Consider the following 17,061-nt stretch of genomic DNA (forward strand, 5'->3'; position numbering starts at 1 on the left):
AGCTCCCGAAACCACTCAACCAGTTACGACACCCACGTCCGGGCAGTTCCCACAGATCATTGATCCTTTGCGGTAGCTAGTTGTTGTGCCGAAATACCCGGGCCCACCGCCCGCCAGAAGGCAGTGGTGGACCCGCGGTTTGAATCTCAGTTTGTCGGCAATTCTGCCGCCCACACGGCGGCGTGGTTTCCTACGCCAGAACACCGACGCGAGGCACCTACTTCGTCGCGGATCGAAGCATCCAGGCCTGCTTCTCCAGACCTGCTGCCACACCGATCAACAGATCGTTAGAGAGATGGTCCACCTCGTCGACATCGTCGAGGGTGGCCTTGATCCGGTCGGATACGCCAAGCAGCATTTCCTCGAACTGCTCGTACACATCATCAACGCTGAGCACGCCGGCATCAAACTGCTTCACACCGGACTGTGCGGAGACAATCGCGGCGCGAGCATCGGGGGTTCCGCCAATGGCGGCAAGACGCTCTGCCACCTCATCGGAATCATCGCGCACCTGCTCCACGATCTCATCCAATGCAAGGTGCAACGCGCGGAAACGCGAACCTTGGATGTTCCAATGAGCCTGCTTGCCCAGCAGGGCCAGATCAGTAAGGTCAACCAGGGCCTGCTGAAGGGCCTTCTCTACCGTGTTGGACTTGGAAGTGTTCTGCGCCATCTCTTCTGCTCCTTTCCGGACGGTCTCCCGGGTGTTCCGGTACATGCTAACCGCCAGCCCTTTATGGACTAATTCCAATATAGTCCATCTCGCGGAGAATTCGAGAGGCCTTCACTATGAGCTAAGACCTATCGGCGCGGATGAACCACGCGGGCTGGTACGGTGCGATATCGATGGTCGCCGGGCGCAGATCGTAGCTGTTATTGCCGATAAGCTCCTGTGCGTCGTATCCCAACCGGTACGTCAGTACCCCGTGATGCAGGCGAACGGTCTGGTTCGAGAAGTTGTAGACTTCCACCAGCGTGCCCAACGGATGCAAACGCTCAAAGATCAGCAGGCGCGAATCGGGACTCTCCACAACCTCACTGGGAATGGAGGCATGCAGCTGCGGCGTCTTTACGCGCACATCAATCAGATGGCGGATGCCTTCATTGATCCTCCGCGCGGGATGTAAGGGCTCATTCGGCAGTTTATCGACCATATCCCAGTCCATGAAGGGGCGATGCGCCCAGCGGTTATCCTCGGCATGGGCAGGATCACGAGCGTAGTCCATATCGTTGAGAAGCCCGATTTCGTCACCCATATACAGCAGCGGCACACCGCCGTACCCGAACATGACTGCATGCATGAGGATAATGCGGGCTATCGCCGCATCAATACCCTTGCCATCATTTCGCTCCAAAGCGATTTCGAGACCTGCCAGGCTAGCGCAACTGCCACTGATACGTCGATCCCCTGTTGCCTGATTCGCTTGGAACACCAAGCCGCGCGCGAAGGAATCGGGAAACTCTCCCGAATAGAAATCCGAAAGAAACGCCCGGTGATCGAAACCAGACACGCCGACCGCCGCGGCGTCGGCGTCGGAGATTGCCCAGCCGATATCGTCATGGCACCGCACGTAGGTGGCCCATGTAGCCGACGGCGGCTTCGACGGCATCGCCGCGAGCGCCGCCTGCGCCATATCGGCCTCCCCGGTTGCCACACAGTTCCACAACTGCACCATCAGCTCGTTGTGGTAGGCCATGTCGGAAACCAAACCGTAGTGTTCCCCACGTCCCAGGTAGGCCATCAGATCCTCCGGAGCCACAATCGCCTCGGCCTTGAAGGCCACCGCAGGCGCGGCAATCCGCAGGCAGGCACGCATCGCCTGGGTCAGATCATGCACCTCCGGCTGGTTCTGCGAGGTTGTCCCCAGCCGCTTCCAGGTGAAGGCGATGGCATCGAGCCGGAAGACTTCCACGCCCTTATTCGCCAGCCAGCAGATGAGGTCAACAAACTCGCAAAGGACGTCCGGGTTGGCCCAGTTCAGGTCCCACTGGTAATCATTGAACGTGGTCCACACCCACGCCGCGGCGTCGTCGTTCCACGTAAAGTTGCCGGGGGCGAAGTCGGGGAAGATTTCCGGCAAAGTCTTCTCGTACTCATCGGGAACCTTCCTGTCCGGGAACATGAGGAAGTAGTCGCGGTACTTCTGCTCCCCGGCTCGAGCGCATTGCGCCCACTCATGTTCCTTCGCCACATGGTTGAGCACGAGATCCATTTCCAGACTGATCCGATGCTCCCGCAACACCGTGGCAAGTTCTTCCAGATCGTCCATCGTGCCTAGGTCAGGGCGAACACTGCGGTAGTCCTGCACCGCATAGCCGCCGTCGTTCGCGCCTTCTCGCGGACGGAGGAAGGGCATAACATGCAGATAACGCACGCCGAGATCGGTCAAGTAGTCGACTCGATCGGCGATGCCTGCCAGATTCCCAGCGAAGCGATCAGCGTAGCACACGTAGCCGATCATCTCCGGAAGTTGTAGCCAATCTGGACGCAGCAGGCGTTCTTCATCGAGGCGCCGCAACTCTGGGCTACGCGCCTTGAACGCAGCGAGAAGCAGCGCACATAGCCGCTCCTCGACTTCACGTTCGCGTCCCGGATACAGGTGTGTAAGCGCCGCGCGGATCTGCGGCGAATAGCGCTCCCACCGCAGTTCGAAACTCTGGCGGCCTGCTGCGTCCAGTGGCATTGTTATTCCTCCGTGGAGTCGTTTTCGATCATGACGTCCTCCGCCACGTTCGGTTCCGGAGCACCGGGAGCCGGGCGGACAACAAGCACATCGCAATGTGCGCGCCGGACAACCTCTGAGGCAACGGTACCGAGAAGCCGCCCACAATCGAAGTGTCCCTAATAGCTCCGATCACGATGGCATCGACCAGGAACTGCTTACCGGTCTCAAGCAGCGCAGCTGCGGGCTCCGCATCCATCAAAATGGCCGCCGAAACGTGCGCGCCCTGCCGCTCCGCAATGGACATCGCCTCATCCAAGGCCTGACTGGCGGACGCCTTTCCAGGCACCTGGCCCAGCTTCACCGACTGCGCCGGAACGGAACTCAAAGTGGCTTCCTCGCGTGCCGTCATCGTGGTGTAGGCACATACGATGATCAACTCCGCACTCTCGGTGTCCGCCAGCGTTGCGGCACGCGCTACCGTGGGGCCGGCCAGGGAACTGCCATCGGTTCCCACGAGGATCTTGTTATACCGTTTAATCGTCATGATCTCACTCGCCTTCCTGCACGGAGGGGCCAGCAACCTTCGGAGGAGCTGTCACATCGTCCTGATCGCGGACAATCGGCGGCTCCTTGATCCACGTCATGGCAATGGCCGCCAGAGCGAGTAAGATTGCAGCAAAGGTAATGGCGTTGCTTGGATTACTCCCCAGAATATGCTTGTACACCCAACCGAAGGTCAGGGTTTGGATGAGCTGCGGGATTACGATCATCATGTTAATGATGCCCATGTACACGCCATAACGAGACGATGGCACCATGCGCACGGCCATAATGTATGGCACACCCATAATGGACGCCCAGGCGATGCCCAGTCCAATGATCGGTATGAAAAGCAGGAACTTGTTCGTGATGTGTGGGAAGACAAGCAGACCGGCAGTGGCGCACAGCAGGCAGAAGATGTGCACCCACTTCGCTCCCCGCTTCTTGGCCAGTGCGACAAGCGAGAATGCCACCGTGAAGGTCACCACGTTGTAGAAGCCATTGATCAGACCTGTCCAACCAACCGCAGATTCGTAGGCATCCGACGACGCATCAGTGGTGCCAAACGCCGACTTCGCCACCGACAGGGAAACATACTGCCAGTAGACGTTCATGGCGTACCACTGGAACAGATAGACCAAAGCCAACTTGCGTAGCTGCTTCGGCATCTCAACGATTGCGGTCCAAATGCCATGAACGGCGCCAAAATGCTCCTTCGACTTCTTTGCCCGCATGCGCTGCAGTTCTTCCGGCGTCGGTGGAATCTCCGGAGTCGACAGCACCGACACGAGTACCGTGCCAATCGAACACACCGATCCGAGCATAAAGGAGCCAAACACCCAGTAAGGCAATCCGGCGGCAGTTGCCCCGTCAAGGAGGCGCCGGAAGAAGAACAGCGAAACATTCGCGAGGGTAATGCCAAGGCCCGTGAAGAAGCTCTGCGCGAGGAAACCCTTCGCTGTCTGGCTGGGCGGAAGCTTATCGGCAATGAAGGCACGGTAGGGCTCCATAGCCGTGTTGTTCGATGCGTCGAGCAACCAAAGCAACAACACTGCCATCCACAACGCGGATACAAAAGGGAAGAGGAAGAGGCAGATTGCGCAGCCAGTAGCACCGATCAGGAAGAACGGCTTACGCCGCCCCCATTTCTCCGACCATGTCCGATCTGACAAGGCTCCGATCAACGGTTGGATGAACAGACCGGTAATAGGACCGGCCATATTCAAGAGGGGTAGGCTCTCCGGATCGGCGCCCAAGAAGGTATAGATCGGATTAATGGCAGTCTGCTGCATACCGAACGAGTACTGGATTCCGAAGAATCAAAAGTTCATCAGCAGAATCTGCTTCATCGTCATCATCGGCTTTCGCCTAACGACAGTGGTAGATTGTGCGCTCACTTCTTAGTCTCCTCTTGTGCTTGTGCGTCCAGGTACTCCTGGAGATGGTCGAGGATGGATTCCCATCCATCGGAATAGTCCACTGCCGCCTCTTCGGTATACGGGCCTTGCACGATCCGCAGTAAGTTCTTCTCCCGGCCGAGGCGTGTGAATTCCACGCGCAATTCGACCGGCTTGGACGGATCAATACCTTCAATGCCGCTGATACGCTGCCGCGTGACAAGCACATCGGGGTAGAAGACTTCCGTGTAAACGCCGTCTACCACCCAGATTCGGGTGGGATCGTCGTCGCGCACCTTCGTATGACGCAGCCGACCACCCAGCTGCGGGTCAAGTTCGACCGACTCGGGCACAACATGCCAACCGTCCGGGGCGAACCATTGAGCGAGAGCGGCGGGTTCAGTGAAAGCGCGGAAGAGGACGCCGCGCGGCACACTGAACTCTCTCTCGACCTCGAGGATTGTATCGGGTTCCATCTCGATTCTCCGTTGCATCGACCTTTGCAGAATCGCAATTGCTTCGCCGAGAAGAACCGGAGGTCCTTCGCCGACGCCGTGGAATCCACAAGCCCCTCCGCTCGCACTATTGCGAGCGAGAAGGCTCCGTGGGGAATCCAACACCGATAGCATAGACCCGGATGACTCCAGAACAAACACGTTTAAAGAATGAAACTGGCCGTCACGCGCGGCACATCCGCCGAAAGCGGCGGCGCGATGCCGTTCGCAACCTCTATGAGAATTTCCGGCAGGCGTCTTACCATTCGGACTCGGTCACAAATCGGGAACGCCACCACGCACCTGCGGAGGTGACGAGCAGAAGTAAGAACCGCCAGTTAGGACGATTCCGGTACTTGAGGCGACGTCGCCAACGCCACCGCTGCCGAAATCGCTATCAACCCAAGGACCTCCGCAGCGTTTGGCACCTGCCGAAGCACGACGAGCCCCACAAGCAGGCTGGTGGCAGGCAGAAGAGAACTCAACAGCGCGAAGGTGGAGGCACGCAATGAACGCATGACAATCTGGTCAACGCCATAGGGCAGAACCGAGGAGAGAGCGGCAACGGCCAGCATCAGCACCAGTGAACGCAGGTTTGTTGCAATTGGCGCGAAGTCGCCCACACCAAGGGGGGCATAGACGAGCGCGGCCACGGTCATGGCCCATGCCAAGGAGTCAAGACCCCGCCCTCCAACCGCCACTCGGCGGCCAAGCCAAATGTAGAGAGCCCAGAAGGCACCCGCGGCGAGCGCCGCCGTCACACCCGCTGCGACGTCGGCATCGCCAAGGTCAACTCCTGCCCAGGAGATCAGGAAAACACCGCCTATGGCGAGCGCGGCGCCGAGTCGGGTCTTCCATCCTCGCCCGGTGGCAACTGCCAGTACCACCGGACCGAGGTATTCGAGCGACACCGCAGTGCCGAGGGGAATCCGGTCGATCGCCAGGTAGAAAGTAAGGTTCATCGCCCCAAGCGCCAGACCGAAAATGGCAGCCGCACCCAACACCCGCCAACTGAAGTCTTCGTTGGAGTCACGCGGAAGAGTTCGCCTCCACAGCAATAGCAAAATCGCCGCACCGGCAATTCTGCCCCACCCCACCGCCAAGGCAGGAGCCGCCGCGAAAAGACCGACCGCCAGCGATGCCCCGACATACTGCGAAATACCCGCTCCCAGCAGCAGCGCTGGAGCCCAACGATTGCGCCGCAACGCAGCGGGTTGTTCCCGTTGTTCCCAGCCGCTTACGTGGCGCTTCTGGCGTTTCCCTCCCCCTGCACCGCGCTCAGCCACGTGCAACCTCCGTCAGAAGTGCCCGGTGATCGGAAATCGGAAGATGCACAACAGAAGATTCGGCACAGGAGACGAGATTCTGGCCGAGAATATGGTCGATTTGGGTGCGCGGTGAGGCTGCCGGGAAGGTCGCTCCCTGTGCCAGCACGGTGAACGACGATTCGCGCCGCACCTTCTCCAGGCTCATGTTGAGATCACCGAGAAGTAAGCGCGGCGCGCTCGCTACGCCGGCGTGGCGAGCAATGCCCGCAAGCCGGTTCTCGAGCCATACGAGTTCCCGCGAGTTTAAACGCGCATCGGCAGCCAGATGGGTGGCACACACAAGGAGCGGCCCACCGTCCATATTGAGGATCACGACGACGGCGCGGCGCTGTTCCTCCACGCGCAGATAACGACCCGCAATCCCCCGCCTACCGGTTCTATCTCGGCGTACCGGAGACTTCCATGAAGGCAATCGCAGCGACTTACAGAACATCGGCGGTTCACGGGTGGCAAGCACGACGCCGTAACCGTGTTCCTGGCGCCGTGCCACCCGATAGATCATGTCGGTTGGGGCGCGTCGGGCCGCTGCGAACTGCATCCAGGCCATCCCTGCCACATCGGTAATCACCCGCAGAGGTGGCCGCGATTGGCCGCGCGGCATCGAGACCTCCTGAAGAGCTAGGATGTCCAAACGCTCGGCGGCCAGTCGATCTGCTGTCTGGCGTATCGCCTCATCCACCTTGAGCGGAGTACTCGGCGTGCCACTTTGCAGGTTAAAGGTTCCAACCCGTAGACCCATTCGACTCGACCCCGTTCATCCCGTATCTCTAGAAAACGGTCGACTTGCCCGCCGAGGTCGGCTCGACACTCGACTCAGATGTCTCCTGCCGGTCAGTGCTCTCCTGCCGATCATCAGCCACCTGCTGATCAGCCTCCTGCTGATCTGCCGGTTCGAATGTCAGGCTCACGGAGTTCATGCAGTACCGCTGCCCGGTCGGGGTTTGCGGAGCGTCCGGGAACACATGCCCCAGATGCGAGTCACAACGCGCACAGCGTACCTCCGTGCGCGGATATCCCAGCTTGTAATCGGTAGCCGTTGTCACCGCATCCGAATCTGCCGGGTCGTAGAAGCTCGGCCATCCGCATCCGGATTCAAACTTGGTTTGTGAGCGGAAGAGCTCCTGCCCACATGCGCGGCAGCGATACACGCCTTCCCGGAATTCGTCGAGCAGTTCGCCCGTTCCCGGTCTTTCGGTGCCAGCTTCTCGCAATACATGGAACTCCTGCGGCGAGAGGACCTGCCGCCATTCTTCATCAGTTTGTGGTAGACGCACTTGATCAGCCATGTTTCCGCTTCCCTTTCTACTTCGAGTATGTGACCCAACCATTTCTGGCTTTGCACCTAATGCCGACCTTGTACAAAGCCGCTAGGTGGCGTGTGCGGCGTCCCGAGCAGAGCTTGCGTTCTGCCTGAGCACCCCGCGCACACAGTTCCAACGCGCCTCTGCGCGAATCCAGACCTTCCGCCGAATCTCTCAGCTATGAGCGTAGCCTGCCGACGCCTGGAACAGAAGAATCCAAAGGGACTTCACAGGGCTCCGCGCCGTCCGGACCGACGCGCCCCGTCCGGACCGATTGGAACACGAAGCCGGTTGAAAGATTGTACCTTCCACAGAGCCCTACCCGGGTAGAACCTCGCCCCCATAATCGTGTCAGTCACCCGTGTCTTGTGCCGGATTCCCGAGTGGTTGCTTCATTGTTGACCGGTTTTCATTCTCCGTCTCGGAGAGGTCTTCCCGCCCGGAGTCCGCCTCGATCGCAGCGCGCTCTGCGGTGGTACCAGCAGGTGAAGAAGTCCGCTGCCGATCATCGCGGTGCCGCTCCTCAGTTTCGTCGTCACGACGGTGCCGACGCTCAGCTGCAGCCTCACGTTCCCGCATCGCCTCGTCGCCGGGCCCTGCGAACTCCTGACCGCGTTTCTCCGCCGCAACAGACCCTGTGAAGATCGACGATTCATGCCCAGGCGCGACCATGGTCTCCGTCGGGCCGATTTCGCGTTGCCCCGCAGGCACGCGCGCCGGTCCTACAAGACCAATCTCCTCAACGCTCAGCACACGCGTTTCCGTCAAATCGGCCGCAGTCGGAGCGGGGCCCGAGGTACCATCCCCGGCAAAGGCCGCCTCCGGCGTCGTATCGTCCCCGCGCTGCGGAAGCCTCGCCTGCACGCGTCCGCTGCGCACCTCTTGCTGGCTTGAGTCCTCTGCTTGCCCTTCGGCGCGAGCCTTCACTTCCGGGAAGGGAACTTCATCCGGCGCAACCATGTCCGGCACATCCGTACCGGCATAGTAGCGCATATGCGGCATGGCAGAAGGCGCGTTCTCCTGGATCCAGCGCACCATTTGTTCGCGCACGTAATAGCGCAGATCCGTCAAGGTGGAGGAGTTCTTCGCCGAAAGCAAAGCGGAAACCTGCAGCAGCTCCGAATCAGCGTCGCGAACCTGGAGAATACCGGTATTCCCGTCCCACAGGTCTGTGGACTGCAGAATACGTTCCAATTCCACGCGCATCTGCGGGATCGGCGCCTGCCAATCAAGTTGGAAGTGCACGTAGCCAAGCATCGCAGGCGTGCGGCGCGTCCAGTTTTCGAAGGTCTCCGTGGTCATGAGGGAGGAGGGCACAATCAGGCGACGCCCGTCCCACACCTTAAGAACCACGTACGTCAAAGTAATCTCCTCAACAGTCGAGTACTCCGACTGCCAGATCACGATGTCGCCCACCCTGATGGAATCGGAGAACGCGAGCTGCAGGCCGGCAAATACGTTACCGAGCGTGGCTTGCGCCGCAATACCGGCGACGACGGAGACCAATCCGGCTGACGCGAATACCGATGCTCCGGCCGTGCGGGCACTGGGGAATGTCATAAGAATGCCCGCAAGGCCGAACACCCAAATAACAACCACAATCACGCGATGCAGGATCTGCGCCTGCGTTTGGACCTTGCGGTAGCGCGACTCCCCGGCGGCTTTCACCTGCTTGACGATGGTCTGCTCGGCCCCGTCAACAATAGAGACGATTAGCCAAGTCCCCGCAAAAATGAGCAGGATGAGGAAGGAGTGCTGCGCATACTCCCGCCATTGCGGCTGCTCCTGATTGGCGGCCACGGGAACCGCTATAACCATGCCCACCCAGGCACCTAGCGTGCCCAGCACCAGTTGCAAAGGCTGGACTGCCTTGCGTGCTGAGCCGCGCAGGAATTCGTGCCGCCGAACAATGAACTTGATAACGCCCTGCAGCAAAAAACTGATCAGCAAACCAACAACGATTCCAATGCCGATACGCAGCACCACTCCAAGCACATCTACCGTCGCCTCCACCGCGGTCTCGGCAACGGTGGTGGAATCATCGGCTGGAGTAGCGTCGGGCGAAGGGGACGGTGTGGATGTCACCTGCCGCGCTAATGACGACAAGGCCGACTGAGAAGAGAGCACTCCAGCCAAAAATGTGCTGGGCGCAGACAACACGCTGAGCAACGCCATACCTTCCAGGGTATTGCACCGGCCTGAGAAGTTACCGCAATGCCCACTGACACTTTCCACACAGTGCACCGACATACACTCAAAAGCCCGGTGTACGTTCCGCCGGTTTGCGCAGTTCAGCCCCGCGCTGGGTGCACTACGGCGAGTGTTGCCGGGTGCTAGCGGATAGTTTCCCGCCAGGTCACGGCTTTGGCACGCAGCTTCCCGCCAGGTCAGGTGGTGTGCCGATAGTGCGGAACGATAGGACGCAAGGACGATAGGACGCAAGGACGATAGGACGCAAGGACGATAGGACGCAAGGACGATAGCGGTGTATTCGAGGCCCGCTGTAGTAGTCAAATCGTCGATTTTTCAAGGCCAATTCGCGCGGCTCTTCCCGGAATCTCCGGGAAGAATCCGACGACAGTCACCGCGGTGAGGAAACACACAGGCCTCTCGATTTTGCACCAAGGCCCCTTCTTCCTCTAAGCTTAACGAGTTCCACCAACACGGTAGCGAACGGATTCGGGCGAAAGCCTTTCGCCCCCATCGTCTAGTGGTCTAGGACATCGCCCTTTCACGGCGACGACACCGGTTCGAACCCGGTTGGGGTACTGAGGTCAATACCTCGTATTGGCCCCGTAGCGCAGTTGGTTAGCGCGCCGCCCTGTCACGGCGGAGGTCGCGGGTTCAAGTCCCGTCGGGGTCGCGGATAACTGCCCGGGAAACCGGGCATTTGTCTACCAGGCTCTGTAGCTCAGTTGGTAGAGCGTTCGACTGAAAATCGAAAGGTCACCGGATCGACGCCGGTCGGAGCCACCAAGGAAAAACCCACGTCCAACCATGAGTCATTTGACAACCGGTAACAAGTCATTCGACACCAGACGACGAGTCATTCGACCCCACGCATAACTCATTCGACAACCCACCTACCCACCAAACCACCCACACCTGTGCCAGAGACCAGGGTTGGTGCTTGGCACGCGGCATCGGCCTACGAGCGGCGTCGGGAGCCGCCCCTGGCACGTGGTCACGTCCGCCCCTGGCACAAGAAGTGGAGGACTTTTCAAGAAGTGTCGCGAAAAACCCGCATCTTCTTGAAAAACCCGGCACTTCTCGCACACATCCACCCCGCCGCCAGCAACGCGGCCGAGTCCTACTCCGCCAAGTCTGCGATCAAGCGCTGGAAGAACTCCTCCCCCGCCGCGATTTGGTCGAGTTCGATGTACTCATCCGGACCATGAGCCTGCGCAATATCACCCGGTCCGACGACGACAGCGCTCATTCCCGCCGCCTCATAGGTACCCGCCTCGGTGCCGTAGGTGACCTTATCCGCGGTGGCAATAGCCCCCAGGCTCACGGCGTAACGCGCGGCCGCCGATTCGGGCCCGCTCGCCAGGCCAGTGACTTGACCGACCGTCTCCACGGTTACGCCAACCTGCGATACATCTCCGGCAGCTTCGGTCGGCGCATCGGCCTTCATCCTCTCGTCGATGTCCCTCGCTTTTTCGTGCACACGCCGGTGAATCTCGAGTGCATCGACCTGCGGCAGTGTACGGAAGTCGAGCTCCAGGTAGGCTCGGTCCGCCACGGTATTCACCGCCGTGCCACCCTGAACCACGTTGACTCCGCCGGTCGACCACGGCACTCGGAAGCCGTCGTCGAAGGGCCCCTCACTCTGGAAGCGTTCAATGATCTCGGTGTGATACCAGGTGATGAACTCGGCCGCGTACCGGATTGCATTGAGCCCCCGCACCGGTAGCGATGAATGCGAAGCCAGGCCACGGAAGGTCAGTGTAATGACGTTCATGGACTTGTGGGCGCCTATCGCGTGCATGGTGGTCGGTTCGCCCACCAACGCGATATCCGGATGAATATGGAGCTCATCCAGCTTCTCCACCAGTGCGAATGCTCCACGCATGCTCGTGACCTCTTCGTCCCACGTCGCCGCGATATGCAGTGGCCGTGCCAGCCGCGTCTGAGAAATCTGCGGGGCGAGCGCCGCGATGATGCCCAGATAGGACTTCATGTCTGCGGTACCACGGCCGTACAACCTTCCATCGCGCTCCTCAGGCGTGAAGGGATCAGATGTCCACACCTGGCCGTCGACCGGAACGCAGTCCGTATGCCCGGCTACCATGACCCCGCCATCGACCGTGCCATCCACGGCCGGAAAGGTCGCCAATAGGCTGGCATGCAGCCCGTCGGCATCGTCGATGCGATGAATGCGAGCGCCCGCCGCCGCAAATGAACACTCCAATAAGTCGATCACAGCAAGATTGCTCTTAGCGGACGTGGTGTCCATCGCAACGAGTGCTTCAATGAACGCGCGTGGCGTTGTCGGAATATCCACAAAATTATCAGACTTCGACGCCGTCTTCCGCCCGGTCTCCACCCGATCCGCAGGCGCCTGCTTTCTTTCGCTCATATTTGTATAATAGCGAGGCGCGAAGCGGCGTCTCTTCCAGTCCACCCTCAGATTGCGCCCAGCTTACGGCGGGATTGTAGATGCACACTGCCTGTCATGGAGCATTGTGAAGCAAGCCGTCAAGCGGATGGGAGGAACGGCCCGGCTATTGCACCCAATACCTCTCCGACACGCTCGGAAGCCGAATCCCGGGCGGCTCAACACACCCCCGCGCCACACCCGCGCAGCCTGAAGCGACGCCGAGTCGTTGTAGGTGCCGGCATCCTTACTCTGGCCCTCGTCGGAGGCAGCACCGCCTGGGCGCTCGACCGATACGTCATCGACCACGTCGAAATAGCCGATGTCAGCGCCCTAGAGGCGGGGGCTTCCGCCAGTTGGTCATCGACATCCTCATCCGGCAGCACCGACTCTGAGCAAAGCACTGACACTGCCGACCACACAGCCACGGTAACCTATTCCTCTTACACAGCCTCCAACGCTTCCATCAGCGTTGAAACAGTCACCACGGGCGGTGGCGACAATACCGTGACGTACTACGTGGCCACCGTCAGCGCCTCGGACGGCACGGCTATACGATCAGCCTTCGCCAAGAACTCATACGGCACCAATATCACCGACAAGACCTCAACCATAGCGGAAGAGAATAACGCCATCCTCGCCATCAACGGTGACTACTACGGCTTCCGGGACAGCGGGATCCTCATCCGCAACGGCGTGATATATCGCGACGACGGCGCCCGCACCGGACTTGCCATCTATCGCAATGGAACAATGGCGATTTACGACGAGACCACCACCAGTGCGCAGCAGCTAGTCGACGCCGGCGTGTGGAACACACTCTCTTTCGGTCCTGCCCTGATCGAAAACGGGGAGGCTGTCAGCGGCATTGACTCCGTAGAGATCGACACAAACTTCGGCAATCACTCGATCCAAGGCGAGCAGCCCCGTACGCTGATCGGGCAGAAGCAGGACGGCACATTCGTCTTCGTCGTGATTGACGGACGAGACGAAGGCCACTCGCGCGGTGCCACAATGACGGAGGCTGCACAGATTATGCAGTCGCTTGGATGCGTGATCGCCTACAACCTCGACGGCGGAGGTTCATCAACCATGTACTTCAACGGCGAGGTGATCAACCAACCTTCTAACGGTGGAGAACGGGGAACATCCGACATTCTGTACATCGAGGATCTGTCATGATCGTTCTAATTCCCTCGCTTGAACCCGACCACCGTCTGCCCGCACTCGTCGATGCACTGGCACATCACATACCCGAAGCACACGTCGTGATTGTCGACGACGGCTCGGGAGCGCGCTACGCAGATACCTTCCAGAAGGCCCGCAACGCCGGGGCCACCGTCATCGGGTACGAGGTCAACCGTGGGAAGGGCTTCGCGCTGCGCACAGGTTTCGCCTGGTGCCTCGAACACGCGCCCGATGAGCCGGTGATATGCGCCGACTCCGATGGCCAGCACACTCCGGACGATATCCGCAAGGTGGCATTCGACTTACGGGAACATCCGAACGCCGTCGTTCTCGGCGTGCGCGCCTTCTCCGGTAGGGTCCCCATCCGGTCGCGCATCGGTAACTGGATGAGCGCCCGCTTCTTCCGCCTCGCCAGCGGGCAACGCATCAGCGATACACAGACCGGCCTGCGCGGCTACGGGCCACAGCATCTGGCGCGCCTTCTTGGCATTCCGGGTGATCGCTTCGAGTGGGAACTCCAGGCGCTTCTCGCGGCCGCGCGGGTCGGCCAGGAGATTCGGCAGGTTCCTATCGCCACCGTCTATCACGACGGCAATTCCGGCTCCCACTTCCGCCCCCTGGTTGACTCGTGGCTGGTCTTACGGCCTCTATTGGCGTTCTTCGCCGTTGGCGCCGGGTGCTGGGCGGGTGAAATGCTGCTGTTTCTAGTTCTGCAGTCCCGCTGGGGGATTTTCCCCGCCGTCGTCGCCTCCCGTGTCGTTTCCGGAACTGTCAACTTCGCACTGAACAAGTCGCAAGTATTCCGCGAGCATTCGAGGGAACGTACCGCATTGGAGGCTTTCGAGTACGCCCTCCTGGCAGCAACGCTTGTGACGATAACCGCCCTGGGGGTCCGCGCCCTGGCGTCCATTGGAATCGCGCTGTGGCTGGCCAAACTTCTCATGGACTTCCTCTGCTTGCTGTTGAGTTTCGCGGTGCAGCAGCGGTGGATTTTCGCTCCCCCAACGCTGTCGGCTGCGGACACAGCCGGTGATACCGCCTCCGATGCGCGCGGCACGGCAGCGCCGATCCAGCGTCCGGGCAAATTATCGGCGGGCTAATCGCCTGCCCGCCACACCCCAAGGGCTTTAGTGCACGTGAGTGCCATCACCGTTTTCACCGCGCCAGAGGAAGCGGTCGTCGCGCCACTGGAGGAGGTGGCCGTACACTAGAGGCGGCGGGCGGCAGTGGAAGGAGGCCGCCCGGAAACCGAACGGCGCGCGGAGGCCTACCTTCCGGCCAAGACCACAGCCAACAGGAAAGTGAAAGGCGTGTGAGTACCCGGCAGCATGTCTATTTCATGGCCTACGGGCCCGCCAGTTAGGCACAATGGATATATGACCCGTCACATTCTGTGGGACCTTGGCGGTACCCTTATCGACAGCTACCCGCAAATTGATCGCATGCTGCAGGCGTACGTCACGCAATGCGGTGGCACGATTTCGGTTGACGACGTCGCCCACCTGACACGGCATTCCATCGCTTTTGCGATCACAGCTCTGGCAGAACGATTCTCCATCCCACCCGACGACCTGCAGGAGGCCTATACGCTGCTTAAGCGTGCCTGGGAAGTCTCCCCTCCTCCCGTCATGGACGGCGCTCACGACATTCTGGAGCAGGTACGTAGCAAAGGCGGGTTGAATCTCGTTATCACCAACCGCGACCGAGAAAGTGCCCGCGTGTTGCTCAATGCGAGCGGTCTAAAGGTCGACGATCTGATCTGTGCTCCGGATGGCTATGCGCGCAAGCCCGACCCCGACATGTACATCACGATGATGCAGCGGCACGATCTCAACCCGTCAGATTGCCTCGCAGTAGGTGATCGCCCGATCGACGCCGTCGCCGCGCAAGAAGCGGGTATCGAATGCGTCCTCCTCGAAACACCGGGCATACCCCTGGTGGCGGACGCACTTTCCGCCACGCGCATCACGAGCTTGGCGCAATTGAAGTCACAGCTATGAACTCTACTCGTACCGCGCTGAGGTACGCGTCGGCTTACTGAAGCACGAGGTGCCTTGCAGCTATACCGCGTGTGCCCCAGCGCTCATGAACTCGGCCCTCGCCGGAACAATAGGCGCCACATCTTCGCACAGAATAGCTATCGGCGTACTCCGATATTCGCCGTTATGGTCGCCTTCACGGACCAGATCGGGGAGAATAGTCTTGTCTTCAGCCACGGCCCACCGCCCAACGCGGTGGACGCACCGAAAAGGAGCTTATGATCGTGGACACGCAGAAACCCGGCGGGACGGAGCACGAACACCCTGAAGCCGCCCCGGATAAGCCGACGCGCGCGGCTTCCCAGTCATCTAACACGCAACGGTCCATCGGCGAGTTGATCGCGAGTATCTCGGAACAGGCCTCCGCACTGGTTCGCGGAGAAATCGACTACGCCTCCGCGAATCTCAAGGCGAAAATACAGAAACTCGGCATGGGCGGCGTGCTTCTCGCTGTCGCCGCCTTCCTTGCGGTGTTCATCTTCCTGCTTCTGCTGCTAGCAGCTGTGAGTGGATTTGCGAACATCATGCCTGTGTGGGCCGCCTTCCTCACGGTCGCGGGCATTCTCATTGTCCTCGCCGCGATACTCGCCGCCATAGGAGCAGCGCGTCTGAAGGCATCCAAGCGCCACGTGGTCAATCCTAAAGACGGCTTGAGCCAAGACATCGAAGCATTCAAGAGGGGGATCAAAAGGTGAGCGACGCGAAGAACTCGCCGGACAGTAACCAGCGCTCTATCGCGCAGATCGAGGCTGAACTGAGGCGAACCCGTGAAGAGATGACGCAAACCGTCAACGAACTGGCCGGGCGGCTTGATCCGAAAGTCGTCGCAAAAGCCGCTACTGACCAGGCTAAGAAGAAGGCCGCTACGGCCACAACTCGGGTCAAGGCACTTGTCCACGACGCGAAGTCCGGAGATCTGCGCGCCATCGGAATCCTGGCGGGAAGTGTGGTGGTTGTTGTCGGGCTGGGCGTACTGGTCATTTGCCGCCACTGACCAACTGTGCCTGTCCTAACATCTCCCGGGCAAAGCACGTGGTACCGCGCAATACGCGCAGGCAGCAGCCGACCTGTCGTTCTCACCATGGGGTTATGCGTGGCGGGAATTGCCACGTTCGCGGTAAAGTAGATGGGCGAACGGATACGTACATGGGCCACAGCAGTGTGTGCCCCGCGATGAGGTAAAGGGGTCGAGCCATATGGGGCGCGGCCGTCAGAAGGCTAAGCAGCGCAAGGTCGCTCGCAATCTCAAGTACTTCACTCCGGATACCGACTATCAGGCCCTTGAGCGCGAGCTGAGGGGTCTCAGCATCCCGAACCTGAGATGGACGCTTACGCTGAATATGCTGCCAAGTACAACGAAGACTGGGACGACGACGAGTGGGACGCCGACGACGAGTACGGCCGCGACGCCGAGTCCGAGAAGGATGAGCGCTAAACGGCGGTTCTTCCACTTCGCATCCAGTGTGTTCTAGATACGGTGGCGCCGTGCCCTGTGAGGGCGCGGCGCC

At 60.2% G+C, this 17,061-nt stretch carries 15 protein-coding genes, 3 tRNA genes and 1 pseudogene; 9 read left to right on the plus strand and 10 right to left on the minus strand.

Annotation, left to right across the window (positions count from 1 at the left end; genetic code table 11):
* Nucleotides 1-217: 217 nt before the first annotated feature.
* The 9 genes from DDD63_RS10200 to DDD63_RS10245 all read right to left on the minus strand — a co-directional run bounded on the left by DDD63_RS10200 (nucleotide 218) and on the right by DDD63_RS10245 (nucleotide 9,901).
* Nucleotides 218-673 (minus strand): DNA starvation/stationary phase protection protein, encoded by a 456-nt coding sequence (locus DDD63_RS10200; RefSeq protein WP_108716276.1) that lies wholly within the window; start codon nucleotides 671-673, stop codon nucleotides 218-220.
* Between the two features lie 121 nt (nucleotides 674-794).
* On the minus strand, nucleotides 795-2,684 hold the full coding sequence (locus tag DDD63_RS10205; protein WP_108716277.1) for an alpha-amylase family protein: 1,890 nt from the start codon (nucleotides 2,682-2,684) through the stop codon (nucleotides 795-797).
* Nucleotides 2,685-2,712: 28 nt separating this feature from the next.
* On the minus strand, nucleotides 2,713-3,210 hold the full coding sequence (locus DDD63_RS10215; protein ID WP_108716279.1) for a universal stress protein: 498 nt from the start codon (nucleotides 3,208-3,210) through the stop codon (nucleotides 2,713-2,715).
* 4 nt (nucleotides 3,211-3,214) lie between these two features.
* Nucleotides 3,215-4,498: an MFS transporter gene (locus tag DDD63_RS10220; RefSeq protein WP_240611261.1), complete on the minus strand. Its 1,284-nt coding sequence runs from the start codon at nucleotides 4,496-4,498 to the stop codon at nucleotides 3,215-3,217.
* A gap of 101 nt (nucleotides 4,499-4,599) precedes the next feature.
* Nucleotides 4,600-5,079, minus strand: a complete 480-nt coding sequence (locus DDD63_RS10225) for an SRPBCC domain-containing protein (protein WP_108716280.1) — start codon at nucleotides 5,077-5,079, stop codon at nucleotides 4,600-4,602.
* 356 nt (nucleotides 5,080-5,435) lie between these two features.
* Nucleotides 5,436-6,383, minus strand: coding sequence for an EamA family transporter (locus DDD63_RS10230; protein ID WP_205647243.1), 948 nt, complete (start codon nucleotides 6,381-6,383; stop codon nucleotides 5,436-5,438).
* Complete coding sequence (locus DDD63_RS10235; protein WP_108716281.1) at nucleotides 6,376-7,164, minus strand: endonuclease/exonuclease/phosphatase family protein; 789 nt, start codon at nucleotides 7,162-7,164, stop codon at nucleotides 6,376-6,378. Before DDD63_RS10235 ends, DDD63_RS10230 begins: the two co-directional genes overlap by 8 nt.
* 28 nt (nucleotides 7,165-7,192) lie before the next feature.
* Nucleotides 7,193-7,711: a peptide-methionine (R)-S-oxide reductase MsrB gene (gene msrB / locus DDD63_RS10240; protein ID WP_205647245.1), complete on the minus strand. Its 519-nt coding sequence runs from the start codon at nucleotides 7,709-7,711 to the stop codon at nucleotides 7,193-7,195.
* A 366-nt stretch (nucleotides 7,712-8,077) separates the two neighbouring features.
* Nucleotides 8,078-9,901, minus strand: coding sequence for a mechanosensitive ion channel family protein (locus DDD63_RS10245; RefSeq protein WP_164505523.1), 1,824 nt, complete (start codon nucleotides 9,899-9,901; stop codon nucleotides 8,078-8,080).
* A 520-nt stretch (nucleotides 9,902-10,421) separates the two neighbouring features.
* Here DDD63_RS10245 and DDD63_RS10250 point away from each other — a divergent pair.
* The 3 genes from DDD63_RS10250 (at nucleotide 10,422) to DDD63_RS10260 (ending at nucleotide 10,702) form a co-directional block, all read left to right on the plus strand.
* Nucleotides 10,422-10,495 (plus strand) — tRNA-Glu (locus DDD63_RS10250).
* 20 nt (nucleotides 10,496-10,515) lie between these two features.
* A tRNA-Asp gene (locus tag DDD63_RS10255) sits at nucleotides 10,516-10,589 on the plus strand.
* A gap of 37 nt (nucleotides 10,590-10,626) precedes the next feature.
* A tRNA-Phe gene (locus DDD63_RS10260) sits at nucleotides 10,627-10,702 on the plus strand.
* Between the two features lie 334 nt (nucleotides 10,703-11,036).
* On the opposite strand, the gene argE is transcribed toward DDD63_RS10260, so the two are convergent.
* Nucleotides 11,037-12,308: an acetylornithine deacetylase gene (gene argE / locus DDD63_RS10265; protein WP_108716284.1), complete on the minus strand. Its 1,272-nt coding sequence runs from the start codon at nucleotides 12,306-12,308 to the stop codon at nucleotides 11,037-11,039.
* A gap of 96 nt (nucleotides 12,309-12,404) precedes the next feature.
* Between argE and DDD63_RS10270 the strand changes: the two genes are divergently transcribed.
* From DDD63_RS10270 to DDD63_RS10295, 6 genes and pseudogenes are all read left to right on the plus strand, one after another.
* Nucleotides 12,405-13,508 (plus strand): phosphodiester glycosidase family protein, encoded by a 1,104-nt coding sequence (locus DDD63_RS10270; RefSeq protein ID WP_108716285.1) that lies wholly within the window; start codon nucleotides 12,405-12,407, stop codon nucleotides 13,506-13,508.
* The gene (locus DDD63_RS10275) at nucleotides 13,505-14,614 is read left to right on the plus strand and encodes a glycosyltransferase (protein ID WP_108716286.1); all 1,110 of its coding nucleotides are present in this window, start codon (nucleotides 13,505-13,507) and stop codon (nucleotides 14,612-14,614) included. Before DDD63_RS10270 ends, DDD63_RS10275 begins: the two co-directional genes overlap by 4 nt.
* A gap of 276 nt (nucleotides 14,615-14,890) precedes the next feature.
* Complete coding sequence (locus DDD63_RS10280; RefSeq protein WP_108716287.1) at nucleotides 14,891-15,514, plus strand: HAD-IA family hydrolase; 624 nt, start codon at nucleotides 14,891-14,893, stop codon at nucleotides 15,512-15,514.
* Between the two features lie 263 nt (nucleotides 15,515-15,777).
* Nucleotides 15,778-16,248 carry a phage holin family protein gene (locus tag DDD63_RS10285; RefSeq protein WP_164505524.1) on the plus strand — a complete coding sequence of 157 codons (471 nt, stop codon included), beginning with the start codon at nucleotides 15,778-15,780 and terminating at the stop codon, nucleotides 16,246-16,248.
* The gene (locus DDD63_RS10290; RefSeq protein ID WP_164505525.1) at nucleotides 16,245-16,547 is read left to right on the plus strand and encodes a DUF3618 domain-containing protein; all 303 of its coding nucleotides are present in this window, start codon (nucleotides 16,245-16,247) and stop codon (nucleotides 16,545-16,547) included. Before DDD63_RS10285 ends, DDD63_RS10290 begins: the two co-directional genes overlap by 4 nt.
* A gap of 202 nt (nucleotides 16,548-16,749) precedes the next feature.
* Nucleotides 16,750-16,988 (plus strand): annotated as a pseudogene (locus tag DDD63_RS10295) (DUF3073 domain-containing protein).
* The last annotated feature ends 73 nt before the right edge of the window (nucleotides 16,989-17,061 follow it).

The organism is Actinobaculum sp. 313 (assembly GCF_003073475.1).
Taxonomy (GTDB): Bacteria; Actinomycetota; Actinomycetes; order Actinomycetales; family Actinomycetaceae; genus Asp313.

Coding starts and splice junctions, on each gene's coding strand:
- DDD63_RS10235 (WP_108716281.1), bottom strand. CDS start 7,164: ATGGGTCTACGGGTTGGAACCTTTAACCTGCAAAGTGGCACGCCGAGT.
- DDD63_RS10200 (WP_108716276.1), bottom strand. CDS start 673: ATGGCGCAGAACACTTCCAAGTCCAACACGGTAGAGAAGGCCCTTCAG.
- DDD63_RS10245 (WP_164505523.1), bottom strand. CDS start 9,901: ATGGCGTTGCTCAGCGTGTTGTCTGCGCCCAGCACATTTTTGGCTGGA.
- DDD63_RS10280 (WP_108716287.1), top strand. CDS start 14,891: ATGACCCGTCACATTCTGTGGGACCTTGGCGGTACCCTTATCGACAGC.
- DDD63_RS10215 (WP_108716279.1), bottom strand. CDS start 3,210: ATGACGATTAAACGGTATAACAAGATCCTCGTGGGAACCGATGGCAGT.
- DDD63_RS10205 (WP_108716277.1), bottom strand. CDS start 2,684: ATGCCACTGGACGCAGCAGGCCGCCAGAGTTTCGAACTGCGGTGGGAG.
- DDD63_RS10220 (WP_240611261.1), bottom strand. CDS start 4,498: ATGCAGCAGACTGCCATTAATCCGATCTATACCTTCTTGGGCGCCGAT.
- argE (WP_108716284.1), bottom strand. CDS start 12,308: ATGAGCGAAAGAAAGCAGGCGCCTGCGGATCGGGTGGAGACCGGGCGG.
- msrB (WP_205647245.1), bottom strand. CDS start 7,711: ATGGCTGATCAAGTGCGTCTACCACAAACTGATGAAGAATGGCGGCAG.
- DDD63_RS10225 (WP_108716280.1), bottom strand. CDS start 5,079: ATGGAACCCGATACAATCCTCGAGGTCGAGAGAGAGTTCAGTGTGCCG.
- DDD63_RS10275 (WP_108716286.1), top strand. CDS start 13,505: ATGATCGTTCTAATTCCCTCGCTTGAACCCGACCACCGTCTGCCCGCA.
- DDD63_RS10270 (WP_108716285.1), top strand. CDS start 12,405: ATGGAGCATTGTGAAGCAAGCCGTCAAGCGGATGGGAGGAACGGCCCG.